This window comes from Devosia sp. 67-54 (assembly GCF_001899075.1).
Classification (GTDB): domain Bacteria; phylum Pseudomonadota; class Alphaproteobacteria; order Rhizobiales; family Devosiaceae; genus Devosia_A.
In genome coordinates this window covers 398,920-420,996 of record NZ_MKVA01000011.1, presented here as the reverse complement: position 1 = coordinate 420,996, position 22,077 = coordinate 398,920, and the positions used below count along the sequence as shown (strand labels likewise).

21 protein-coding genes and 1 pseudogene are annotated in these 22,077 nt (G+C 69.3%); 8 read left to right on the top strand and 14 right to left on the bottom strand.

What is annotated here, in order from left to right; genetic code table 11:
- Positions 1–68: 68 nt before the first annotated feature.
- The 3 genes from BGO82_RS18920 to BGO82_RS18910 form a co-directional block, all read right to left on the bottom strand.
- Complete coding sequence (locus BGO82_RS18920) at positions 69–311, bottom strand: hypothetical protein (RefSeq protein WP_291307182.1); 243 nt, start codon at positions 309–311, stop codon at positions 69–71.
- Positions 311–2,116 (bottom strand): translation elongation factor 4, encoded by a 1,806-nt coding sequence (gene lepA, locus BGO82_RS18915; RefSeq protein ID WP_291307181.1) that lies wholly within the window; start codon positions 2,114–2,116, stop codon positions 311–313. The genes BGO82_RS18920 and lepA overlap by 1 nt, the downstream gene beginning before the upstream one ends.
- Positions 2,117–2,210: 94 nt before the next feature.
- Positions 2,211–3,413 carry a TCR/Tet family MFS transporter gene (locus BGO82_RS18910; RefSeq protein ID WP_291307180.1) on the bottom strand — a complete coding sequence of 401 codons (1,203 nt, stop codon included), beginning with the start codon at positions 3,411–3,413 and terminating at the stop codon, positions 2,211–2,213.
- Between the two features lie 310 nt (positions 3,414–3,723).
- On the opposite strand from BGO82_RS18910, the gene BGO82_RS18905 reads away from it, so the two are divergent.
- Entirely contained in the window at positions 3,724–4,773 is a 1,050-nt protein-coding gene (locus BGO82_RS18905) for a Gfo/Idh/MocA family oxidoreductase (RefSeq protein WP_291307179.1), read from the top strand.
- 130 nt (positions 4,774–4,903) lie between these two features.
- On the opposite strand, the gene BGO82_RS18900 is transcribed toward BGO82_RS18905, so the two are convergent.
- Positions 4,904–6,151, bottom strand: a complete 1,248-nt coding sequence (locus BGO82_RS18900; protein ID WP_291307178.1) for a D-arabinono-1,4-lactone oxidase — start codon at positions 6,149–6,151, stop codon at positions 4,904–4,906.
- A gap of 529 nt (positions 6,152–6,680) precedes the next feature.
- Between BGO82_RS18900 and BGO82_RS18895 the strand changes: the two genes are divergently transcribed.
- Positions 6,681–8,051, top strand: a complete 1,371-nt coding sequence (locus BGO82_RS18895; RefSeq protein WP_291307177.1) for a DEAD/DEAH box helicase — start codon at positions 6,681–6,683, stop codon at positions 8,049–8,051.
- Positions 8,052–8,136: 85 nt separating this feature from the next.
- Here BGO82_RS18895 and mscL read toward each other — a convergent pair whose 3' ends face one another.
- On the bottom strand, positions 8,137–8,583 hold the full coding sequence (gene mscL, locus BGO82_RS18890) for a large conductance mechanosensitive channel protein MscL (protein ID WP_291307176.1): 447 nt from the start codon (positions 8,581–8,583) through the stop codon (positions 8,137–8,139).
- 186 nt (positions 8,584–8,769) lie between these two features.
- Between mscL and BGO82_RS18885 the strand changes: the two genes are divergently transcribed.
- The gene (locus BGO82_RS18885; protein WP_291307175.1) at positions 8,770–9,621 is read left to right on the top strand and encodes an extensin family protein; all 852 of its coding nucleotides are present in this window, start codon (positions 8,770–8,772) and stop codon (positions 9,619–9,621) included.
- Between the two features lie 13 nt (positions 9,622–9,634).
- Here the strand turns inward: BGO82_RS18885 and BGO82_RS18880 are convergent, their stop codons facing one another.
- On the bottom strand, positions 9,635–9,772 hold the full coding sequence (locus BGO82_RS18880; RefSeq protein WP_291307174.1) for a hypothetical protein: 138 nt from the start codon (positions 9,770–9,772) through the stop codon (positions 9,635–9,637).
- A 93-nt stretch (positions 9,773–9,865) separates the two neighbouring features.
- On the opposite strand from BGO82_RS18880, the gene BGO82_RS18875 reads away from it, so the two are divergent.
- Positions 9,866–10,666: an alpha/beta hydrolase gene (locus tag BGO82_RS18875; RefSeq protein ID WP_291307173.1), complete on the top strand. Its 801-nt coding sequence runs from the start codon at positions 9,866–9,868 to the stop codon at positions 10,664–10,666.
- 9 nt (positions 10,667–10,675) lie between these two features.
- Here BGO82_RS18875 and BGO82_RS18870 read toward each other — a convergent pair whose 3' ends face one another.
- The gene (locus BGO82_RS18870; RefSeq protein ID WP_291307172.1) at positions 10,676–12,595 is read right to left on the bottom strand and encodes a hypothetical protein; all 1,920 of its coding nucleotides are present in this window, start codon (positions 12,593–12,595) and stop codon (positions 10,676–10,678) included.
- Positions 12,596–12,901: 306 nt separating this feature from the next.
- On the opposite strand from BGO82_RS18870, the pseudogene BGO82_RS18865 reads away from it, so the two are divergent.
- Positions 12,902–13,252 (top strand): annotated as a pseudogene (locus BGO82_RS18865) (lytic transglycosylase domain-containing protein); the annotation flags it as partial.
- A 304-nt stretch (positions 13,253–13,556) separates the two neighbouring features.
- Here the strand turns inward: BGO82_RS18865 and BGO82_RS18860 are convergent.
- Genes BGO82_RS18860 through BGO82_RS18840 form a run of 5 tightly spaced genes read right to left on the bottom strand, consistent with a single transcriptional unit; the run spans position 13,557 to position 17,102 of the window.
- The gene (locus BGO82_RS18860; RefSeq protein WP_291307171.1) at positions 13,557–14,450 is read right to left on the bottom strand and encodes a ribokinase; all 894 of its coding nucleotides are present in this window, start codon (positions 14,448–14,450) and stop codon (positions 13,557–13,559) included.
- Entirely contained in the window at positions 14,447–14,971 is a 525-nt protein-coding gene (locus BGO82_RS18855; RefSeq protein WP_291307170.1) for a DUF1697 domain-containing protein, read from the bottom strand. Before BGO82_RS18855 ends, BGO82_RS18860 begins: the two co-directional genes overlap by 4 nt.
- Positions 14,968–15,570, bottom strand: a complete 603-nt coding sequence (locus BGO82_RS18850) for a YdeI/OmpD-associated family protein (protein WP_291307169.1) — start codon at positions 15,568–15,570, stop codon at positions 14,968–14,970. Before BGO82_RS18850 ends, BGO82_RS18855 begins: the two co-directional genes overlap by 4 nt.
- The gene (locus tag BGO82_RS18845) at positions 15,570–16,388 is read right to left on the bottom strand and encodes an arylamine N-acetyltransferase (RefSeq protein WP_291307168.1); all 819 of its coding nucleotides are present in this window, start codon (positions 16,386–16,388) and stop codon (positions 15,570–15,572) included. The genes BGO82_RS18850 and BGO82_RS18845 overlap by 1 nt, the downstream gene beginning before the upstream one ends.
- Before the next feature lie 57 nt (positions 16,389–16,445).
- On the bottom strand, positions 16,446–17,102 hold the full coding sequence (locus BGO82_RS18840; RefSeq protein ID WP_291307167.1) for a hypothetical protein: 657 nt from the start codon (positions 17,100–17,102) through the stop codon (positions 16,446–16,448).
- 95 nt (positions 17,103–17,197) lie between these two features.
- Between BGO82_RS18840 and BGO82_RS18835 the strand changes: the two genes are divergently transcribed.
- Entirely contained in the window at positions 17,198–18,169 is a 972-nt protein-coding gene (locus BGO82_RS18835) for a YafY family protein (RefSeq protein WP_291307166.1), read from the top strand.
- 125 nt (positions 18,170–18,294) lie between these two features.
- Here BGO82_RS18835 and BGO82_RS18830 read toward each other — a convergent pair whose 3' ends face one another.
- Complete coding sequence (locus BGO82_RS18830; protein WP_291307165.1) at positions 18,295–19,947, bottom strand: VWA domain-containing protein; 1,653 nt, start codon at positions 19,945–19,947, stop codon at positions 18,295–18,297.
- A gap of 19 nt (positions 19,948–19,966) precedes the next feature.
- Positions 19,967–20,431 (bottom strand): hypothetical protein, encoded by a 465-nt coding sequence (locus BGO82_RS18825; protein WP_291307164.1) that lies wholly within the window; start codon positions 20,429–20,431, stop codon positions 19,967–19,969.
- 175 nt (positions 20,432–20,606) lie between these two features.
- Here BGO82_RS18825 and BGO82_RS18820 point away from each other — a divergent pair, with 175 nt between their 5' ends.
- Together BGO82_RS18820 and BGO82_RS18815 are read left to right on the top strand one after the other, a co-directional pair.
- Positions 20,607–20,990, top strand: coding sequence for a VOC family protein (locus BGO82_RS18820; RefSeq protein WP_291307163.1), 384 nt, complete (start codon positions 20,607–20,609; stop codon positions 20,988–20,990).
- 82 nt (positions 20,991–21,072) lie between these two features.
- A complete protein-coding gene (locus BGO82_RS18815; RefSeq protein WP_291307162.1) occupies positions 21,073–22,077 on the top strand; it encodes a putative sulfate exporter family transporter in 1,005 nt (334 codons plus the stop codon).

The window sequence follows — 22,077 nt, the reverse complement described above, 5'->3', positions numbered from 1 at the left end:
CCGGCCATACACCGTAGCGCCGAACACGGCGCTCAGATCGGCGGCGAGGTCGTCGGGCGGCCGAACGCTCAGCTAAGACGAAAGTCATCCACGAACAAATTGCGCCTTACGAGGCTCGGCCGGGTCGAGGTTTCGATGCGAATGGAGAAGCCGTCACGGAGAAGCCGGATGGCTTCCTCCTCGGTGCGAACAAGCACCTCGTTCTTCTCGTGATGCTTTTTGTCACCGGCGCGTGGATCGCCTAGCACAAACAAGCCATCCTTCTTTGCGGGCGGCCATTTTTTGCCGTCGTGAAGCCGATAGATACGCATCAATTATCATCCATCTTTAGCGCCGCGATGAACGCTTCCTGCGGGATCTCCACGCTGCCGAACTGGCGCATGCGTTTCTTGCCCGCCTTCTGCTTTTCCAGCAGTTTGCGTTTGCGGGTGGCGTCGCCGCCGTAGCATTTGGCGGTGACGTCCTTGCGCATGGCGCGCACTGTCTCCCTCGCGATGATCTTGCCGCCGATGGCGGCTTGAATCGGGATGACGAAGAGGTGGGGGGGGATCAGGTCCTTGAGCTTTTCGCACATTTGCCTGCCACGGCTTTCCGCGGCGTGGCGGTGGACCAGCATGGATAGCGCGTCGACCGGCTCGGCGTTGACGAGGATGGTGAGCTTCACCAGATCGCCGGCGCGGTAGTCGGCGAGGGTGTAGTCGAAGCTGGCGTAGCCGGCGGAGATGGATTTGAGGCGGTCGTAGAAATCGAACACCACCTCGTTGAGCGGCAGGTCGTATTCGATCATGGCGCGGTTGCCGACATAGGTCATGTTGCGCTGGATGCCGCGCCGGTCCTGGCAGAGCTTCAGGATGGAGCCGAGATATTCGTCCGGGGTGAGGATGGTGGCCTTGATCCAGGGCTCGCGGATTTCCTTGATGCGCGTGACCTCGGGCATGTCGGCGGGGTTGTGGAGCTGGATGGTTTCGCCGGAGGTGAGCTCGATCTCGTAGACCACCGAGGGGGCGGTGGCGATGAGGTCGAGGTTGAACTCGCGGCTCAGCCGTTCCTGGATGATCTCGAGATGCAGGAGGCCAAGGAAGCCGCAGCGGAAGCCGAAGCCGAGGGCGGCGGAGGTTTCCATCTCGAACGAGAAGCTGGCGTCGTTGAGGCGCAGCTTGCCCATGGCCTCGCGCAGCTCCTCGAAATCGGAGGCGTCGACGGGAAAGAGGCCGCAGAACACGACGGGCTGCGCCGGGCGGAAGCCGGGGAGCGCGGTGGCGGTGGGGCGGCGGTCGTCGGTGATGGTGTCGCCGACATTGGTGTCGGCCACCTGCTTGATGGCGGCGGTGAAAAAGCCGATCTCGCCGGGGCCGAGCTCGCCGACGTCCACCAGCTTGGGGGTGAACACGCCGACGCGGTCGAGCTCGTAGGCGGCCTTGGTGGCCATCATCCGGATCTTCTGGCCCTTTTTGATGGTGCCGTCGACGACGCGGATGAGGACGACGACGCCGAGATAGGTGTCGTACCAGCTATCGACCAGCAGCGCCTTGAGCGGCGCGGCGGGGTCGCCCTTGGGGGCCGGCAGGCGGTGCACGATCGCCTCGAGCACGGTGTCGATGCCGAGCCCGGTCTTGGCGGAAATCTCGAGTGCGTCGGAGGCGTCGAGGCCGATCACGTCCTCGATCTGCTGCTTGACGCGATCGACGTCGGCGGCGGGCAGGTCGACCTTGTTGATGACCGGCACGATCTCGTGGTCGACTTCCATCGCGTGATAGACGTTGGCGAGGGTCTGCGCCTCGACGCCCTGGGTGGCGTCGACCACCAGCAGGCTGCCCTCGACGGCGGCGAGCGAGCGGTTGACCTCGTAGGCGAAATCGACGTGGCCGGGGGTGTCGATAAGGTTGAGGACATAGTCCTCGCCATTCCTGGCGCGATAATTGAGGCGGACGGTCTGCGCCTTGATGGTGATGCCGCGCTCGCGCTCGATCTCCATGGAATCGAGCACCTGCTCCTTCATCTCGCGCGCCTCGAGGCCGCCGGTCATCTGGATCAGCCGGTCGGCCAGCGTCGACTTGCCGTGGTCGATATGGGCGACGATGGAGAAGTTGCGGATATGGTCGAGCGGGGTGGACATGGGCCTCAGAATCGTCCGGCCGGCCGGGGAGCAGCCGCCTGAAGCGGGCTGATAGCAGGCCGGCAGGGGCCGCGCAAACTTGGTTTATCGGAGGTTAAGCCGGAGATCGGCCGGCGGCGGGCGCGGCCGGCTTCAGCCTGAGGGCGAGGATCAGCGGGATGGCGAGGGCGTAGAGGGCGACGACGGAAAGCCAGACGGCGCCGGGCCAGACGGGGCGGACCAGCACATACAGGCTGGAGAAGCCGAGCGGGGCGACGATCGAGGCGAGGCTGACGATCGAGGCGAGAACGCCCTGGAACTGGCCCTGGCGGGCGGCGTCGACCTGGCGGGTGGCGAGCGATTGCAGGGCCGGCACGCCGATGCCGCCGAGGGCGAAGACCGGCATGACGGCGAACACCACCCAGCCCTGCCGCGCCAGCGCCATGACGACGAGGGCCACGGACACGCCGGCGATGCCGGCGAGAATGGCGGCCCGCTCGCCCAGAAGCTTCACTGCCGGGCCGGGCAGGATGGCCTGGGCGAGCGCCTGGCAGAGGCCGAAGGCGCCCAGCGACAGGCCGATCCACAGCCCGTTCCAGCCGAAGGCGTCGCCGCCCCACAGGGCCCAGCAGACGCCATAGGCCTCGCCGGTGGCGCTAAGCAGGAAGAACAGCACGATGAGCGGCAGCAGGCCGCGCAGCGACAGCGCCCAGCGCAACGGCCGCAGCGGGTTGAGCGCCGCAAGCTCGAGGCGGCCGCCGCCCGGGCGGCGCGATTCCGGCAGCAGCAGCAGCGCCAGCAGCAGATTGCCGCCATTGAGCAGCGCCGCGGCGATGAACGGCAGGCGCAGCCAGTAATCGCCGAGCAGGCCGCCGAGCACGGGGCCGACGACGAAGCCGATGCCGAACATGGCGCTGAGCAGGCCGAAGCGGCGGGCGCGCATATCCTCGGCGGAGATGTCGGTGATGTAGGCGGTGGCCACCGAGACATTGGCGCCGGTGAGCCCGGCGATGGCGCGGCCGGCGAACAGCAGCCAGAGGCTGGGGGCAAAGGCCAGCAGCAGGTAGTTGATCGCGGCGCCGGCGAGCGAGAGCAGCAGCACCGGGCGGCGGCCCAGCCGGTCGCTGAGGGCGCCCAGCACCGGCGCGAAGACGAACTGCATGACGGCGTAGAGCGCGGTCATGACGCCGATATAGGGCGCGACGTCGGGCGTGTGCGCGACCTCGGCGAGCAGCGCGGGCAGGATGGGAAAGACGAGGCCGATGCCGACGGCATCGAGGACGACGGCGGCGTAGATGACGACGAGCGGTCGGGTCATGGGCGTGCTCCGGTGGCGCAGGCATGCGGACGCCGCGCGCGGCGCCGGATGGCTGCGGTGGCCTGACAGGGTCAGGCGATCAGGGTTCTGGGGGACGCTGGCCGGACCCGGCGCAAGGCGCAGGGCCGGCGTGTGCTTGACCGCCTGGACGACAATTCGTCCACCTGCTTACTCCGCCACTGAGCGGATCAAGGGAGGCGGCCGCTTTTCGCGACGGCCGCCCTTTACGCCGCTGCGGCGCGCACCGCAAGCGGCTTCTGCCGGCGCCGATTGGCTGCTAGGTGCGTGGGCGGACGGCAGGGAGGATGCGATGGCGATACGGGTGCTGGTGGCGGGACTCGGGGGGATGGGGCGCAGCCATGCGCTGGCCTATCACCGGCATGAGGGGTTCGAGATCGCGGGCCTCGTCAACCGCTCGACGCCGCGGCTGAGCCCGGAGCTGTCCGGCTATGCGGTGCAGCCGGACTACGCCGCGGCGCTGCGCGAGACGCGGCCGGAGCTGGTGTCGATCAACACCTATTCGGACACGCATGCCGACTACGCGGTGATGGCGCTCGAGCAGGGCGCGCATGTGTTCGTGGAAAAGCCGCTGGCCACCAACGTGGCCGACGCCGAGCGCGTGGTGGCGGCCGCGAACGCCAACGGGCGGAAGCTCGTGGTGGGCTATATCCTGCGGCACCATCCGAGCTGGGTGCGGCTGATCGCCGAGGCGCGGCGGCTGGGCGGACCCTATGTGTTCCGCATGAACCTCAACCAGCAATCGAGCGGCTCCGGCTGGCGCACGCACAAGGCGCTGATGCAGACGACGTCGCCGATCGTCGATTGCGGCGTGCACTATGTCGACGTGATGTGCCAGATCACCGACGCCAAGGCGGTGGAGGTGCGCGGCATGGGATTGCGGCTGACGCCGGAGGTGGCGCCGGACATGTACAATTACGGGCAGTTCCAGGTGCTGTTCGCCGACGGCTCGCTCGCCTGGTACGAGGCCGGCTGGGGGCCGATGATGTCGGAAGAGGCGTTCTTCGTCAAAGACGTGGTGAGCCCCAACGGCGCGGTGTCGATCGTGCCGGCGCCGGGCGGGCGCTCGGACGACCTCGAAATGCATACGCGCGCCGACCGGATAAGAGTGCACCACGCGGCGCTGGACGCGGCGGGCGGCTTCGCGCAGGCGGACGAGCTGATCGCGGTGCCGGCGGAGGCCGGCCATGACGGGCTCTGCGCCCTGGAACAGGATTTCGTCTATCGCGCCATCGTCGAGGACATGGACCTGAGCCGGCAGATGCAGGACGCGGTGGAGTCGCTCAGGATCTGCCTTGCGGCGGACGAGAGCGTGCGCACGGGGATGGCGGTGCGGTTGTAGGGATCGCGCCTCCGGTGGTTGGGGCCCCCACCCCCGGCCCCTCCCCGCAGGGGGGAGGGGGGCCTGACTTCACCATCTGTGCCTGCGGCTCCATCGCGGGGAGGGAGCTAAGCGCACCGATATATTTGATCTAGAATATGGTTTCGGTCAGGAAGGCGTTGCGGAATTTGCCTTCGGGGTCGTACTTCCGCGCCAGCTCCCTGAATGCCTCGAGCCTGGGCCAGCGGGCGGCGATGTCGGCTTTATGCATCGTGAACAGCTTGCCCCAATGCGGGCGGACGGCGAAGGGCGCGAGCGCCTGCTCGATGACCGGCAGCACCTGCTGCACACTGGGCCAGTCGCGCTGCCAGGTGAAGTGGAAGGCAAGGCAATCCTGGCCCTGGGCCGAGCTCAGCCACAGCTCGTCGGCGGCGACGGTGCGCAGCTCCGAGACCATCAGCGGCGCGGCGAAGCGCTCCTGCACGGCGTGCAGGGCGCGGAGCGCGGCGGGGCCATCGCGGCGCGGCACGAAATATTCCGATTGCAGCTCGGCGCCGGCCGAGGGGCTGAACTCGATGCGGAAGTGCGGCAGCCGCAGGTACCACGGGCCGGGCACGCCGAGCTGTTCGGTGGCGGGCGCCGGATCGAGCGTTTCGATCGGGTGGTAGGGGCGGTCGGCCGGGCGGGCGCCGAACAGCTCGCCGGGGCGCGGCGGCGCGTCGGCGAGGCTCTTCAGCCAGACATGGGCGATGCTGTCGCCGCGCCAATGGGTGAAGGCGCTGACCGAATAGGCGCTGCCGGTGATGGCGTCGAAATTGTCGACATAGGCGGCAAAGGGCAGATCGACATAGACGTTCTGGCGCACCTCGAAGCGCGGCACCACGTCGAGGGTGATGGCGGTGACGATGCCCAGGGCACCGAGCCCGACCACGGCGCCGGCGAAATCGGCATCGCCGCGGCGCAGCGTGACGATGTCGCCGCCGGCGGTGACCAGCTCGAGGGCGGCGACGGCGGCAGCGAGGTTGCGGTTGAGATTGCCCGAGCCGTGCGTGGCGGTGGCGACGGCGCCGACGATCGAGATGTGCGGCAGCGAGGCGAGGTTGGCGAGGGCGAAACCGTCGGCATCGAGGCGCGGGCAGAGATCGCCATAGGTCGCGCCGCCGTCGACGGTGACGGTGCGGGCGGCGGGGTCGAGGCGGTAGAGCCGCTCGAAGCCCTTGAGCGAGACGATGGCGTGGTCGCTGTCGGCGATGCGGTTGAAGGAATGGCGCGAGCCCAGGGCGCGCAATTTTCCCGCATGCTTAACCAGGTCCTGCAATTCGGCGCGGTGGCGCGGCATCCGGATGTCGGTGGTGGCGTAGGCGATGTTTCCGGCCCAGTTGCGGGGCGTTTCGGCCATGATCATGGTCCTTTGGCGCGGTTATGGGCGCAAGCTAGAGCCCCCGGCCCGGCCTGTCGATGATCTGTCCTGCGGGACAAACGCTTCACGAAATCTGGTGTGTGTTGCCCCCACCCCCGGCCCCTCCCCGCAGGGGGGAGGGGGGCGATGGGACCGCATTCTCTGACGTCCCAGTCAGGCCCCCCCTCCCCCGTTTGCGGGGAGGGGATGGGGTGGGGGCGGCGCGCTCCGGATCGGCGTTCATGGGCGCCATGCAACCCCGGCGCTTGCGTTCGGGGCGGTTCTGCCCATATAAGCCAGCGTCGCCCGCAGGTTCGCCTGCAGCACAGGGCGACCGGCTTCTCTTCTTATCGGCCAATGCGGTGAGCGGCGAAGTCCCCCGGAAGCGCGGAAACGCGCAGGGTTCCGGGTGGGAAACGCAACCGCGGCACTTCCTGTCGCCATTGCTTGATGCAACGCCCGCCGAGAGCGCGGGCCTCCTGCCGTGCGCGCCGATTGGCTGGCGCGCCGGCCAAACATGAGATTTTACGTGACCAAGACTTTTTCCGACCTCGGCCTGCCGGCGCCGCTGCTGAGCGCGCTCGATGCCGCCGGGTTCGCCACCCCCACCGCGATCCAGCTCAAGGCCATCGGGCCGCAGCTCGAGGGCCGCGACATCATCGGCATCGCGCAGACCGGCTCGGGCAAGACCGCGGCCTTCGGGCTGCCGATCCTCGCCGGGCTCAGCACGCTGAGCGGCCGCGCCAACCCGCTGACGACGCGGGCGCTGATCCTGGCGCCGACGCGCGAGCTGGCGGTGCAGATCGACGAGGTGTTGCGCACGCTCGGGCCGAAGAAACTGTCGACCGTGCTGGTGCTGGGCGGCGTGTCGCGCTCGGCGCAGATCAACAAGATCGCCCGCGGCGTCGACGTGATCGTCGCCACCCCCGGCCGGCTCAAGGATCTGATCGACGACCGCAAGCTGCGCCTCAACGAGACGCGCTGGCTGGTGCTCGACGAGGCCGACCGGATGCTCGACATGGGCTTCATCCATGCCGTCAAGCAGATCGCCGCCGCCATCGGGCCGCGCCGGCAGACGGCGATGTTCTCGGCGACGATGTCGGACGAGATCGCCAAGCTGGCGAGCGGGCTGCTGAAGGAGCCGGTGCGCGTCGAGGCTTCGGCGCCGGCCACCACGGTGGTCAAGATCGAGCAGAAGGTCATTCTCGCGCACACCAAGCAGAAGCGCGACGAGCTCAACACGCTGCTCAAGGACCCGGCGCTCGAGCGTGTCATCATCTTTTCGCGCACCAAGCACGGCGCCGACAAGGTGACCAAGAACCTGAAGATCGACGGCCACGACGCCGCGGCCATCCACGGCAACAAGAGCCAGAATGCCCGGCAGGCGGCGCTCAAGGCGTTCGCCTCGGGGCAGGCGCGCATCCTCGTCGCCACCGACATCGCGGCGCGCGGCATCGACGTGCCCAACATCACCCATGTGATCAATTACGAGCTGCCGGACGACGCCGAGAACTACGTGCACCGCATCGGCCGCACCGGGCGCAACGGCGCCTCGGGCATCGCCATCAGCTTCGTCAATGGCGAGGAGCGGGCGAAGCTGCGCGAGGTGGAGCGGCTGATCCGCCGCACCCTGCCGGTGACGGGCGAGCTGAAGCCGATGCCGGGCGAAGCGCCGGCGGGCGAACGCCCCGCCGGGGCGCGGCCGCATCGCGGCCAGGGCCGGCCGGAGGGGGCGCGGCGCGCCGAAGGCGGCAAGCGCCGCGCGCACGGCAACGCCCCGGGCAAGCCGGCGGCCGGCAAGCCGAAGGCGCGGTTCGCGCCCGGCCGCAAGAGTGCGGGCAAGGCGCAGGGCAAGCCCGCGGCCCGGCCGCAGGGCGCCAGCGTGCGCTACGGCGCCTGAAGCACGCCACGACAACAAGAGAGGCCGCTGCCCGGGTGGGCGGCGGCCTTTTTGCTGCGCGTGGCGCAACCGCTCCGGCTGGAGCTCAGCTCTTCTTCATGGTGCTGTTGAGCGAGGCGAGCTGGTCGCGGATCTGGCCCAGCAGCACCACGTCCTCGGCCGGCGGCGGCGGCGGCGCGGCGGCCTCCTCCTTCTTCATGCGGCTGGTCATCATGTTGATGCCGCGGATCACGAGGAACAGCACGAAGGCGATGATGAGGAAGTTGATGGCCACGGTGATGAAATTGCCGTAGCCGAGCACCGCGCCCTCCTTCTTGGCGTCGGCATAGGCGAGGCCCGCCTGCACCTTGGACGACAAGGGCACGTAGTAGTTGGAGAAGTCGAGCCCGCCGGTGACCGCGCCGATGATCGGCATGATGATGTCGCCGACGAGCGAGGTGACGATGGCGCCGAAGGCGGCGCCGATGATGACGCCGACGGCGAGATCGACGACGTTGCCCCTGAGGGCGAATTTCTTGAATTCCTCGAACATGCACTGGCTCCGTGATGACGGGTTGCCCCCCGACCGGCCCAGCATAAGCCCGTCGGCGCGCCCGCGAAAAGCCGGATCGATGTTCCACCCCCCGGCAAAATGGGGCTTGCGCGGCGGCGCGCAATGATCGACGGTTTGCCGGAGCGCCTGCGGCAACCCGAGCCGCCCCGGCTGCGTTGCAAAGGCATGCTGAACCGCGTCTTGCTGCTTGCGCTGCTGCTGGCCCCGCCTGCCATGGCGGTGGCGGCGGGCACCGTTCCCCTGCCCCGCGTCCGGCCGGAGCCCAGCGCCCAGGCGGCCTCCGCGGCCGTGCCGCTGCCGCGCGAGCGGCCGTCGCAGATGGAGGAGGCGGCATCGGAGCCGCCGGCCTCGCCCGCCGCGTCCGGTGCCGAGCCGTCCTCCGGTTCCAGCGCGGAGCCGTCATCCAGCTCCAGCGCCGAACCGCCCGCCAGCTCGAGCGAACCGCCCAAGCCGCCGCGCGACTACCAGGTGGCATGTCCGGCGCTGATGCAGGGCAAGGTGGAGGGCAAGGCGCTGCCGCCGATCCATGAGGGGCAATGCGGGCTGCAATCGCCGCTGGCGATCAGCGCCGTGGCCGCCAATGGCCGGTCCATTCCGCTCAGCACCACGATCACCACCGATTGCGGCATGGCCACCGCCCTGCCCGACTGGGTGGCGGAGGTGGACAGCTATGCGTTCGCGCACGACAAGGCGCGCCTCGCGGCGATCAATGTCAGCACCAATTACGAATGCCGCAATGTCGACCACGCCAAGAGCGGCAATCTGAGCTTCCACGCCTTCGCCGACGCGCTCGACATCATGGGCTTTGCGCTGAGCGACGGGCGCAAGATCAGCATCGCGCCCGGCTTCAACGGCACGCCGGAGCAGGGCCGCGACATCCTGCATTTCGCCCGCGACGCGGCGTGCACGCATTTCATGACGGTGCTGTCGCCCGATGCCGACAGCTTCCACCAGGACAACATGCATCTCGACCTCGCCTGCCACGGCAAGGCGTGCACGGCCCGGCTGTGCGAGTGAGGCGGGTCCGGCGCTAGTCGGCGCGGGGGTGATGCACCGGCAGATCGGCCCAGTCGCGGGTGGTCCAGCGGCCGACGAGCTCGGCGGACGGCGCGCGGCGGCGCTGCGGGGCCGGGGATTTCCGGCGGGCAAAAAGCTGGGCGAGTTTCATTGTGGTCTCCTGGTCTTCTTATGAACGGGGGCTTGTGCCCGCGCCCCGATGAACGCCTTATGAACGGACGGACACGGCAGGCGCGGGACGGCCATGAGCGAGCGCAGCTTCAGCAGCGATGACGGGGTGCGGCTGGTCTATGACGACAGCGGGCCGCGCGACGGCGTGCCGCTGGTGCTGTGCCACGGCCTCACCATGGAGGGCGCGCAGTTCCGCGACAGCGCCGCCTGGTTCGCGGCGCGCGGCTATCGCGTGCTGACGCCGGATCTGCGCGGGCATGGCCGCTCGGGCGTGCCGGCGCAGGTGTCGCGCGCCAGCTTCTCGCTGGCCCGATTCGGTGCCGACGCCGCGGCGATGCTGGCCGATGCCGGGCTGGAGCGGGTGCATTGGGTGGGCAATTCGCTGGGCGGCATCGTCGGGCTCAGCCTGCTGCCGGCGCACCGCTTTTTGAGCCTCACCACCTATGGAACGGCGTACCGCATCGGGCTGCACGGCGCCATCACGCAGGCCTGGGTGGGGCTCGGCTTCCTGCTGCTGCCGCGGCGGGTGATCGCCCGGATGATGGCGCTCCTGGTGTCGCGGCACCGGCCGACGGCGGACTACGTGGCGGCGCACATCCTCGCCACCCGCCCCGACGTGATCGCCGCCATCGCCGGGACGGTGGGGCGCTACGATTTGAGCCCGGGCGTGCGCGCCGCGACCGCGCCGATCCTGCTGCTCGACTGCCGCAAGGACTGGCTGGTGGGCTGGGCCATGGGCTCGACCCGCCGGCTGGCGCACGAGCTGGCCGGCGTCGAGGTGGTGACGCTGGCGGCGGGCGGCCACTGCGCCGACCTCGACGACGCCGCCGCATGGCGCGCGGCGGTGCTGCGGTTCGTGGAGGGCACGCGATGAGAGACCGCCCTACTCCCTCGCTAGAACGATGATACGGTCGCCGGCCTGGTAGGATTGCGTTTGCGATTTCCTGGGGTTGACGACGACGCCGCCCATGTTGCGGGGGTCGGCGGTGCCGGGGACGGGCTGCTTGACGTAGCCGAGGGCGACTTCGCCGCGGCGGCGGCAGGCCTCGGTTACGGTGTAGAAGCTCATGTCCTGGCCGAGCTCGAGATAGGCTTCGGCCGGCCGCATGTAGATTTCGCTGCCCTGCTCGTCGAGCAGATCGGCGAAGATGGCGCCGATGTTCTCGTTCTCGCTGGCCTGCGCCAGCATCAGGCTGACCAGCTTGTTGGAGACCACGAAATCGTCGGCGCGGGTGACGGTGGCGAGCTCGCGGTTGCGCACGTCGACCATCTCGCTCACCACATTGATGCGGCTGCCGGCCTGCTCGGCGATCCTGCGCAGATGCAGCAGCGTCACCAGCGTGCGGGTATCGGTGGCCTGGGCATCGAGATGGTCGGAATAGCCGAGCACCAGAACGTGGTTATAGGAAGGTATGTCGAGGCTTTCGAGCGCGGCGCGGCTGGCGGTGTCGACGATGCCGTATTCGACCTGCAGATTGCTGCCGGCGATCATCAGCGCGCGCACGTCCTGCTGCAGCTCGGGAGTGTCGGCGGCGATGGTGAGCACCGAGCCGGGGGCGACGTAGCGGCTGAGCTCGAAGGCGATCATCGAGCCGCGGCGGTTCCAGCCCAGGAGCAGGGTGCGCTCGGGCGCCTTCTCCTCGCGGCGGTAGAGGCCGATGGCGGCGTGGTCGACATTGGGCGGGTTGGCGGTGACCTTGATGGTGGTGTCGTCCTCGGCGATGAGGATGGCCTGCATGCCGGGTTGGATGTGGGTTTCCATCGGCGGGTTGAGGTGGACGCGGCCGGTGGCGTCGCACAGGCCGATCAGCGTGCACCCGTCATAGGCCATCAGCGCGTCGCCGAAGCTCGAGCCCTCGATCGGCTTCTGCTCGGCGGTGTAGATCTCGCAGCCGTCGAAATCGAGCAGCTCGGAATAGACGGCGCTCAGCCCCGACTGGCGCGAGGAGTGGACGACGATGCGGGCGATGAGCTCGTCGGCGAGCACCAGCTGCACCTCGTCGCCGCCGACGATCCGCGCCAGATCGGCGTTGCGCGCGTCGCGGATCTCGGCGGCGATGCGGTATTTGCCGGGGCGGCGCGCCGGGTCGTTGACCAGCGCCAGCACGGTCTTGACGACGCGGCTGTCGGGGTCGGCGGCGCCCTCGGGCGACACCACGATGATGGAGCGGCTGGCCTGCGGGCCGACGATCTGCAGGTCGGCGAGATCGGTGGGGTCGCCGGAACGGCAGATGATGCGGGTGTTCCCGAGGTTCGGCACTTTCCGCGCCAGCTCGTCCTCCATCGCCACCTTGTCGCGGTCGGCCATGATGACGATGCGCGGCCGGCGCCGGCTCTGGTTGGCGATGCTGAGCTCGGTGACGATGTCGAAGATCGAGGGCGACCAGTTGAGGATGATGGTGTGGTCGGTCTCGAGCACGTCGGAGCGGCCCTTGCGCAGTTCGTCGAGCTTGCCCTCGAGGCCGCTCGAGAGCACGCCGATCAGCGCCGAGACGACGAAGATGCCGCCCAGCGTCACCGCCAGCATCACGGCGCGGAAGCCCCAGCCGGTGTCGCCACCCATGGTGCCGGAATCGAGGGTGCGCATCAGCGCTTCCCAGGCGGCCTCGCCGAAGCCCATCGGGGCGGCGCCGTCGGGGGCGAGGCGCAGCAGCGCGATCACCGCCGCCGCCAGCACGATGACGACCAGCGAAATCACCGCCAGCCAGCCGATCAGCGCGACGGGGCCGGCCGCCATCGACTTGTCGAACTCGTAGCGCAGCCGGTCGCCCCACCCGCCCCGCGGCTTTTTCGCTTTGGCCATCCCCCTGCCCGCCTGCAGACCAGCCCGGATCATTCAAGCATCTGCGCCGGCCGATGAGAAGGCGGCGGCCGCGTCAAATGTCGCGATTTGCCGGCACGGCGCGAAATGCTAAAAGCGCGGCATCGGAAACAATTCGGGCGTCGGCGGTTGCGAGCACTGGGGCGGATGATCTTGGCGGGAAGCGTCGCGGCGCTGCTTGGCGGCTGCGCCAGCGCGCTGCCCCCGGGCCTGCGCAGCGCGGTGAGCGCACGGCACGTGGCGGCCGCGCCGGTGGCGCTGGCCGAGGTGGCGCCGGTGGCGGCGGGGCCGCGCAACATGGACGGGATGATCGCCCGCTATGCGGCGGAATACGACGTGCCCGAGGCGCTGATCCGCCGCATCATCGTGCGCGAGAGCGGCTACAACCCCAAGGCGCGCAACGGCCCCTATTGGGGGCTGATGCAGATCCGCTACGACACGGCGCAATCCATGGGCTATCGCGGCTCCGCCTCCGGGCTGCTCGATGCCGACACCAACCTGCGCTACGGCGTCAAATATCTGAGCGGCGCCTACAAGGTGGGCGAACGCAATTCCGACCAGGCGGTGCGCAACTACGCCAGCGGGTATTATTACACCGCCAAGGCCAAGGGGCTGTTGGCCGAAGTCGGGCTGGACTAGCGGTTTCACACGGTCGGGTGCGCTGCCCCCCACGACCGCACCGGCTTTCCTTGTCGTCCACCGGAAACACGGTGCGCGTGGCCCCCACCCCCGTCCCCTCCCCGCAAGGGGGAGGGGGGCGATGGAGCCGCGACCACGACGGTGCAGTCGGGCTCCCCTCCCCCTTGCGGGGAGGGGCCGGGGGTGGGGGCGGCGACCACCGGTTCTGCGGGTTTCTTTCGGCCAACGAAGCTTTATTCGTGCTCTGGCCGATCGGTCCCAAGGGGGATCGATCGGCCAACCGAAGCTTTATTTGCGGTGGTGGTCAGGCCGACGCCGCCTCGACTTCGGCGAGCAGGGGGATGGCGGGCTGGGCGCCGGGCTTGAGGCAGGCGAGGCTGGCGGCAATGGCGGCGCGGCGCATCGCGGCGGCGAGGTCGAGGCCGGCATCGAGGCCGGCGGCGAGGTAGCCGACGAAGGTGTCGCCGGCGCCGACGGTGTCGACCGGCTCGACGGGGAGCGCCGGCACGGCGATGATGTCGTCGGGGGTCGCGGCCACGGCGCCGTCGGGGCCCAAGGTGACGATGATGGTCTGGCGGCGGCTGCGGGCCCACAGGCTCATGGCGGTGCGCAGATCGCCCATTTCGCCGCCCGAGAGCAGCGCGAATTCGGTCTCGTTGGCCACCACGATCGAGGCGGTGCCGGCCACCGCGGCGGTGGTGTCGAGGAACGGCGCGGTGTTGAGGATGGTGGTGGCGCCGTGCAGGCGCGCGACGCCCAGCGCCCGCATGGTGGCGGCCTGCGGGATCTCCTGCTGCACCACCAGCACGTCGCGGTCGGTGAGCGCGGCGACGGCGGTGTCGGCGTCCTCGGGGGTCAGCGTGCCGTTGGTGCCGGGCACGATGCCGATGATGTTCTCGCCGGCGGCATCGACCATGATCATGGCGACGCCCTGCTGCAGATCGAGCCGGCGCACGGCGCCCAGATCGACGCCGCCCTGCCTGAGCAGCGCCAGCGCCTCGTCGCCCATGCGGTCCTTGCCGGCGGCGCTCACCAGCTTGACCTTGCCGCCGGCGCGGGCGGCGGCCAGCGCCTGGTTGGCGCCCTTGCCGCCCGGGGCGGTGGCAAAGCTCGTGCCCGGCACGGTCTCGCCGGGATGCGGGATGCGGCTCACCGTCGCGATGAGGTCGAGGTTGACGGAGCCGAGTACGGTAATCATGCCAGAGCTTTCAGAATTGTGTTCCAGTTGCGCATCGTCACCAGCGTGCCCTTGGGCAGGCGCTTTTCCAGGTCGAAATTGGAGTTGCCGGTATAGGTGCCGTCGGGCTTGCGGTAGAAGATGCAGAAGATTTCGCGCGCGGTGACGGCGGCGACGTCGAAATCGCCGGGCAGGCCCGTGGGCGCCAGCGTCGACGGGATCGGGGCGTCGAACAGCAGGACGTGCAGCTTGGCGTCCTCGCCCTCCTGCCGCTTGAACGGATCGGCGGCGACCATCGCGGTGAGCTCGTCGAGAGGGCGCAGCACGGTGCCGACCGGAAAGCCGAAGCGGGCCTCGAGCCCGGCCTCGATCTTCTGCTTGAGGCCGCGGGCGCTGCCCGCGTCGAACAGCACGTTGCCGCTCGCCAGCAGCGTCTTCACATTGGCAAAGCCCATGGCCTCGAACGCCGCCTTGAGCTCGGCGCTCTTGACCGTGCGCTTGCCGAGATTCACCCCGCGCAGGAAGGCTATGTAGCGGGTCACTTGGCTTTGCCGTTGGGGTAGATGGTTTCGCCGCGCTTCAGCATGGCGACGAACGCCGCGATCTTGTTTTTGCGGCCGGCCTCGGTCTTCAGATTGTGGACGCGGAAGGCGAGCGCGAAGCGGTTCTGCGCCGTCAGCTTTTCGAACAGCGCCAGCGCCGCCGGCTCGGCCGCGATGGCGGCGAGCAGGTCGGGCGGAAACTCCATGGTCTTCGAGCCGCCATAGGCGCGCTCCCAGCGGCCATCGGCCCTGGCGCGGTCGATCTCGGCCTGGCCGGAGGGCTGCATGCGCCCGGCCTCGAGCAGCCGCGCCACGTGCTCCTGGTTGCGCGTCGACCAGATGCTCCTGGGCCCGCGCGGCGTGAAGCGCTGCAGGAAGCTGTCGGCGTCGAAGGATTTCTTGATGGCGTCGATCCAGCCCCAGCACAGCGCCACGTCTAGCGCTTCGGCGTAGCTGACCGAGGGCCGGCCCGAGGCCTTCTTGTGCAGCTTGAGCCAGAGCTCGGGCGCCTTGGCGTGGTGCCGCGCGAACCATGCCTCGAGCGCCGCCTGGTCCTTGAATTCGCGGACCGCCTCGGGATTGACGACAACGGGGGACATCAGGCGGCGGCCTCGGGGCGGAGGGCCTTTTCGAGCGCCGGGTCGAGCCGGTCGGTCTCGGGCAATTGGATGCCGAACACATTGGTCAGCGCGTCGCGCAGCTCGAGCAGGCTGCCGAGGGTGCGGGTTTCGGTGGCGCCGTTCTCGTGGATGTTGAGGCGGGTGTTGCGCAGCGCGTAGCGCCGGCCGCCCTCGATACGCGAGGCGACGAGGTCGTCGCGGAACAGGCCCATGGTGACGTCGTTCATGGCGATGTAGTCGTCGAGGCTGCGCTCGGCGAGGGTGAATTCGTAGAGCGGCATCCATTCGCCGGCGATCTCGCTGTCGAGCCGCCATTTCGGGTGGCCGCCGCTCAGCCGGTAGCGCTCGCCGGCCGGCCCCTGCTCGACATCGGCGCGCAGGCGCAGCGGCAGGGTCGGCGTCTGCCCGCCGAAACCGACATCGGCGATGTAGGGGGCGCCGCCGACATCGACCAGCAGGAGCATATGGGTCAGGTCCCTGGGCTCGTGGCCGGGCGGCTGGCCCCACAGCACGCCGGCGCCGAGCGCCGTCACCTTGAAGTCCATCGCCTCGAGCACGGCCTTGAGCAGCAGATTGTGCTCGAGGCAGTAGCCGCCGCGGCGCTCGATCAGCAGCTTCTGTTCGAGGTCGCTGAGCTGCAGCCGCACCGGCAGCTCCATCAGCGGGTTGAGGTTCTCGAACGGGATCACCGCCGGATGCAGCCGGTGCACCGTCTCGAGCGTCTCGAGCGTGGGCGCGATCGACCCCGCATAATTGATTCGCTTGAGATAGGCGTCGAGATTGGCTTCGTCGCTCACCCAGTTTCCCCGCCGCCGTTCATGGGACGGGCATAATGATCAAGCCCGTCCCGTTTGTCACCAGACCAGCGACAGGGCCGGCTCGAGCCCCAGGATTTCCGGCGGATAGCGCAGCATGCCGCGCAGCTCGGGCGGCAGCTCCGGCACGCCGCCGGAGCGGCGCAGCAGCACGATGTGCTGCGAGCGATTCTTGACCACCGGCACCGCCGGCACGTCGTTGACCGCCTCGAGCGTGGCGAACGCCGCCACCGGATCGAGCCCGGCCTTGCGCAGCAGCAGCCGGAGCCAGAGCTGATAATTGCCGATCTGCTCGGGGAAGCGGACCTCCGAGATCATCACCGCCCAACGCTCGCCGGGACGGCTGGGGCGGATGCCGTCGGCGGGCACGATGGTGCGGGTCAGCAGCACCTGCTCATTGTGCAGCAGGTCGGCCGATTCGCGCCGGTGCGCGGCCCAGTCGGCGCCGGCGTGGAAGGCGGTCAGCGCCCGGCGGCGGGCCGGCATCGAGGCGAAGCCGCGCAGGAGCAGCAGGCGGTCGGGATGGTCCTCCACCCGGAAGTGGCCGAGCGCCACCCCGCCGGCGGCCACCAAAGGCGCCGTCAGCCGCGTTTCGAGCAGCGACAAATACTTGTCGGACCGGAACTTTTCGGTCCGGATGTCGTGGAACTCCACCACCGGGCAGGCCGCGCTCTGGTTCAGCCATTGGTAGGTCATGGGACGCTCTCCTCGCTCTTTCCCGCGTTGGAAAAAGACGATACGACTCGATCCCTGACACCGAATGTCAGCCTTTGGCGAGGACCTCCGAAAAGATGCGCGCGAGCCGGCTGCTGTCGATCATGATGCTGCTGCAGGCGCGGGGCCGGATGAGCGCCGAGGCGCTGGCCGACGAGCTCGAAGTGTCGGTGCGCACCATTTATCGCGACATCGACCAGCTGAGCGCCGCCGGCGTGCCGGTCTATGCCGATATCGGGCGCAATGGCGGCTTCGCGCTGCTCGACGGCTGGCGCACGCGGCTGACCGGACTGACGGCGCCGGAGGCGCGGGCGCTGTTCCTCTCCGGCCTGCCGGGGCCGGCGAGCGAGCTGGGGCTCGGCGACGAGGTGGCGGCGGCGGAGCTGAAACTCCTGGCGGCGCTGCCGGCCGACTGGCAGAGCGAGGCGACGCGCATGTCGTCGCGCTTCCATCTCGACCCCAAGGGCTGGTTCTCGACCGGGCCGCGCCCCGAATTCCTCAAGGCCGTGGCCGAGGCGGTGTGGACCGAGCGGCGCATCCTGATCACCTATGACAGCTGGACGCAGGTGAGCGAGCGGCTGGTCGAGCCGCTCGGCCTCGTGCTCAAGGGCGGCGTCTGGTACCTGGTCGGCCGGCGCGAGAGCGGCATGCGCACCTACCGGCTGAGCCAGATCCAGGCGCTCACCCTCACCGACGAGCAGTTCGAGCGGCCGGCGGAGTTCGACCTGCCGCGGCACTGGCAGGAGAGCACCGCCGCGTTCGAGCGCGAAGTGTATGTGGGGGTGGCGCGGGTGCGGGCGACGCGCATCGGCGTCTCCCGCCTCAAGGACATCAGCCAGCGCGTCAAGGACGCGATCGAGGCGCAGGCGCTGGCCTTCGACGCCGACGGCTGGGCCGCGCTCGACGTGCCGGTGGAAGAAGAGCGCTGGGCCAGCCGCGAAATGACCCGCGTCGGCGCCGAGGTGGAAGTGCTGGCGCCGGAGACGCTGCGGACGCGGATGGTCGAGATCGCAACGCGGCTGGCACGCAGCTATGGGCTCGTGGAATGAGAGTCTAGTCGGCGCCTGCGGGCGATGCGGCGACAGCGCGCAAGGTTCGGAATCGCACCCCTCACCGGCTTCGCCGGTCCCCCTCCCCCGTAAACGGGAGAGGAGTCCCGACTGAGAGTGTCGTTCTACTTGACCGTCAGCTCGGTGCGTTCGCCGACCTTGATGGTGGTGTCGGCTTCCCTGGTGGAGGTGTCCTTCATGGTGACCACCACGTGGTAGTCGCCGGCGGGCAGGGTGCGGGTGGCCGACATGTCGTAGCTGCCGCCGAAGGAGAGGCGGTGGCCCTGGATGTCCTTTTTGGCAGAGAACACTTCGACGTAGTCGGCATTGGGGGCCGAGACGGCGAGGGCGCCGGCGTTGAGGTCGATCACCAGATCGCTCGCCTCGCCCGCCTTGATGGTGAGCGGCTGCTCGACCTTGACGGCGTCGTAGGTGGCCTGCACCACGTAGTCGCCGGGCGGCAGGTCGGTGGAGATGGTCGGCCCGTAGCCGTTGGCGACGCTGTTGCGCCTGCCCTGGATGTCCTTTTTGGCCTCGAAGATCTCGACGAACAGCACGCTGTCGTTGACCGGCTGGCCCTCGGCGAAGACGGCGGTGATGTCGGCATGGCCGGCGCCGAGCACCAGATCCCTGGTGACGTTCTCGCCGGCCTTGACGGCGATCGTGTCTGTGAGCGTGGCGGCGCCCATGGTGACCTTCACCTTGACGTCGCCGGCGGGCACGAAGCCCTTGGCCTCGCCGTAGAAGGTGGTGCTGTTGCCATCGGCGAACTCGAGCGCAACGGCGGCGTTGCCGTCGATGTCGGCGCCCTCGGCGATGCGCGGGCTGAGGTCGATGTAGCCGGCCTCGAGGTCGATTTCCGGATCGGCCACGGCATCGGCGGCAATCGTCAGCGGCACCGCGACATGGGCGTAGTCGAGCTTGACGTCGAGGATGTAGTCGCCCGGCTGGATGCTGCCCGAATAGGTAGCGCCGTATTCGGTGCGCACCCAGTCGCCGGCCGAGCCGTCGGCGGCCTTCTTGTGGAACTCCCAGATGACGTTGGCGTCGTTGGGCACGCGGTCGCCCGCCTCGCTCAGCACGGCGGTGGGCTTGAAGTTGACCGACGGGTTGGCCGGCTCCTCGGACGAGGGCGGCGGCGGGGCGGTCTCGACCACGTCGCTGACCATGTCGGTCAGCGCGTCCTTGAGGCCGTCGGCGTCGTCGGCGGACAGATATTTGCCGTTGGTGTTGTCGGCGAGGCAGCGCACCTGCTCGCCCTCTTCCTTGCTGAGGGCGAGGCCGACCACGTCGACCTTGAAGTCGACGCCGTCCTTGGCGAGTGCGCTGGCGAGCGCGCAGGGGTCGGCGTCGCAGGTCTCGATGCCGTCGGTGATGAGGATCACCGTCGCCTTGTCCTCGGTGTATCTGAGCTCTTCGGCGGCGAGCTTCACAGCGGCCGAGAGCGGCGTCTTGCCCTTGGGGTTGAGCGCCATGGCGGACGCGGCGATGGCGCCGGCGGTGCCGATCGCCGGCTCGACCAGCGTCTCGATGTCGTTGCAGTCGCCCTTGCTGCGATGGCCATAGGCCATGAAGCCGAGCTCGAGGCTGTCGGGCACGCCGCTCAGCACCTGCTTGAGCGTATCGCGGGCGATCTCGATGCGCGACTTGCCGTTGATCTGCGCCCACATCGAGCCCGAGGCGTCGAGGATGATGATGGCGCGGTCGGCGGCGAGCGCCGGCAGCGACAGGAGCAGGGCAGCCAGCAGGCCGGCGGACAGGCGGAGCAGAGGACGCATCGGGTCTAGCCTCGTGGGGTCAATAGTGCAGCAGGCGCGATTTCGCGACACAGAAGCCGTGCCGCTTGTCGGTGGTCTCGCAGGTGAGCCCTGCGGTGGAGGAGGTGCACACGAACCCGTCGAACCGGGCGGTGTTGCCATAGGCGAAGACGTTGTCGGCGCCGCAGCAGGACTGTTCGCCGGGGTTTTGCGTCAGCACCGCCGGGCCGCGGGGGCCGAGCGTCATGTTGACGTAGCTGGGCGCGATCCGGTCGCAGCTGAGCTCGGGGCCGCCATCGGCGGGGGCATAGGTGTCGGTGCCGCCACGCGGCGTGTAGAGGCAGCCGACATTGCCCGAGGGCATGACGAAGCTGATCTGGCCGCTGGGTTCGGCGGTGAAATGCTGCTCGCGGGCGTGGACCGGCGCGACGAGGACGAGCCCCGCCAGCAGCGCCAGCAGCACAGCGCGCAACGATCCGAGCACCCCGCCGACCTCCCATGGCATCGGCGCCCACCGTCTCGCGGGCGCGCTGAAGCACGGATGAACGGGCCGTTCATCCGCCGGTCGGCAATGTTGCCCAGCCGCTGCCGGCTTGGCAATCGACCGAATGGTGGAGCCCCGGGGGGAGCCGGCGCGGCGGATCGGCGTTAAGCTCGTGCCCCGAGCCGAGGAGGATGCCATGAATTTCGCCGCCAGCCAGGCCACCGCCATGCTGCCCGCCAGCGACATTGCCCGCGCCAAGCGCTGGTATGCCGACACGCTCGGCCTCACGCCCGCCGAGGAGTTCGGCGAGATGGGCGCCGTGTACGATCTGGGCGGCACAAGGGTGTTCCTCTATCCCACGCAGTTCGCCGGCACCGCCGGGCACACGCTGCTCAGCTTCGACAGCGCCGACCTCGCCGCCGACATGCGGGAGCTGCGCGGCCGCGGCGCGGTGTTTCTCGACTACGATCTGCCCGGCCTCAAGACCGTCGACGGGGTGGCCGATTTCGGCGGCCTCAGGAACGCCTGGTGCAAGGACAGCGAGGGCAACATCCTCGGTTTCGTCGAAGGCGAGATGTAGCGCCGGCGACCCGCGGCAGATTGGGTGCTGGAAACGGCCTGACGCAAAGATATGCTGTCACCTCCAAGACTCAGAGGACAGCATGCTCAATCGTGGCGCAATCGCAGACATTTTTCCTGGATTGGCGCTGTCGATTGGAATCGCCGGCGGGGCGCAGGCGCTGGAGATGGCGGAAACCCGGCTGTTCGGCACGGCCTGGGTGGACGGGCTGGTGCTGGCCATCGTGCTGGGCACGCTGCTGCATACGCTGTGGGGCCTGCCCAAACGCTTTGCGGCGGGCGTGCATTTCGCCGCCAAGACGGTGCTCGAAATCGCCATCGTGCTGCTCGGCGCCTCGATCAGCGCGGCGAGCCTCGCCGCCTCGGGGGTGGCGACGATCGGCGCGGTGGTGGCGGTGGTCATCGTCTCGCTCGGGCTCAGCTACGGCGTCGGGCGGCTGCTGGGGCTCGACGACCGGCTGGCGACGCTGGTGTCGTGCGGCAATTCGATCTGTGGCAATTCCGCCATCATGGCCACCGCGCCGGTGATCGAGGCCGAGGCCGACGAGGTCGCCGCGGCCATCGCCTTCACCGCGGCACTGGGGGTGGTGGCGGTGCTGGTGCTGCCCGGCACGATGCGGCTGTTCGGCCTCAGCGAGTGGCAGTATGGCGTGGTCGCCGGGCTCAGCGTCTATGCCGTGCCGCAGGTGCTGGCGGCCACCCTGCCGGTCAGCCTGGTGAGCGCGCAGGTGGGCACGCTGGTGAAGCTGATCCGGGTGCTGATGCTCGGCCCGGTGATCCTGCTGATCGGGCTGAGGCGCGGCGCCGGCGGCGCGGCACGGGTGCCATGGTCGCACCTGGTGCCGTGGTTCGTGGTGGGCTTTCTCGCCACCATGGCGGCGCGCAGCGTCGGACTGGTGCCCGACGTGGCCGAAGCGCCGCTGCGCACGCTGTCGACGCTGCTCACGCTGGTGTCGATGGCAGCGCTCGGCCTGTCGGTCGACCTCCGCGCGATGCTGGCCTCGGGCGGCCGGGTGCTGCTGGCCGGCGCCATCTCCGTCGTCATGCTGGTGGCGCTCGGCACGCTGGCGGCGCGGCTCCTGGGATAG

Bases quoted from the DNA above. Each gene is read 5' to 3' on its own strand.
- BGO82_RS18920 (WP_291307182.1), bottom strand. From the start codon at position 311: ATGCGTATCTATCGGCTTCACGACGGCAAAAAATGGCCGCCCGCAAAG.
- lepA (WP_291307181.1), bottom strand. From the start codon at position 2,116: ATGTCCACCCCGCTCGACCATATCCGCAACTTCTCCATCGTCGCCCAT.
- BGO82_RS18910 (WP_291307180.1), bottom strand. From the start codon at position 3,413: ATGACCCGACCGCTCGTCGTCATCTACGCCGCCGTCGTCCTCGATGCC.
- BGO82_RS18905 (WP_291307179.1), top strand. From the start codon at position 3,724: ATGGCGATACGGGTGCTGGTGGCGGGACTCGGGGGGATGGGGCGCAGC.
- BGO82_RS18900 (WP_291307178.1), bottom strand. From the start codon at position 6,151: ATGGCCGAAACGCCCCGCAACTGGGCCGGAAACATCGCCTACGCCACC.
- mscL (WP_291307176.1), bottom strand. From the start codon at position 8,583: ATGTTCGAGGAATTCAAGAAATTCGCCCTCAGGGGCAACGTCGTCGAT.
- BGO82_RS18885 (WP_291307175.1), top strand. From the start codon at position 8,770: ATGCTGAACCGCGTCTTGCTGCTTGCGCTGCTGCTGGCCCCGCCTGCC.
- BGO82_RS18880 (WP_291307174.1), bottom strand. From the start codon at position 9,772: ATGAAACTCGCCCAGCTTTTTGCCCGCCGGAAATCCCCGGCCCCGCAG.
- BGO82_RS18875 (WP_291307173.1), top strand. From the start codon at position 9,866: ATGAGCGAGCGCAGCTTCAGCAGCGATGACGGGGTGCGGCTGGTCTAT.
- BGO82_RS18870 (WP_291307172.1), bottom strand. From the start codon at position 12,595: ATGGCCAAAGCGAAAAAGCCGCGGGGCGGGTGGGGCGACCGGCTGCGC.
- BGO82_RS18860 (WP_291307171.1), bottom strand. From the start codon at position 14,450: ATGATTACCGTACTCGGCTCCGTCAACCTCGACCTCATCGCGACGGTG.
- BGO82_RS18850 (WP_291307169.1), bottom strand. From the start codon at position 15,570: ATGTCCCCCGTTGTCGTCAATCCCGAGGCGGTCCGCGAATTCAAGGAC.
- BGO82_RS18840 (WP_291307167.1), bottom strand. From the start codon at position 17,102: ATGACCTACCAATGGCTGAACCAGAGCGCGGCCTGCCCGGTGGTGGAG.
- BGO82_RS18835 (WP_291307166.1), top strand. From the start codon at position 17,198: ATGCGCGCGAGCCGGCTGCTGTCGATCATGATGCTGCTGCAGGCGCGG.
- BGO82_RS18830 (WP_291307165.1), bottom strand. From the start codon at position 19,947: ATGCGTCCTCTGCTCCGCCTGTCCGCCGGCCTGCTGGCTGCCCTGCTC.
- BGO82_RS18825 (WP_291307164.1), bottom strand. From the start codon at position 20,431: ATGCCATGGGAGGTCGGCGGGGTGCTCGGATCGTTGCGCGCTGTGCTG.
- BGO82_RS18820 (WP_291307163.1), top strand. From the start codon at position 20,607: ATGAATTTCGCCGCCAGCCAGGCCACCGCCATGCTGCCCGCCAGCGAC.
- BGO82_RS18815 (WP_291307162.1), top strand. From the start codon at position 21,073: ATGCTCAATCGTGGCGCAATCGCAGACATTTTTCCTGGATTGGCGCTG.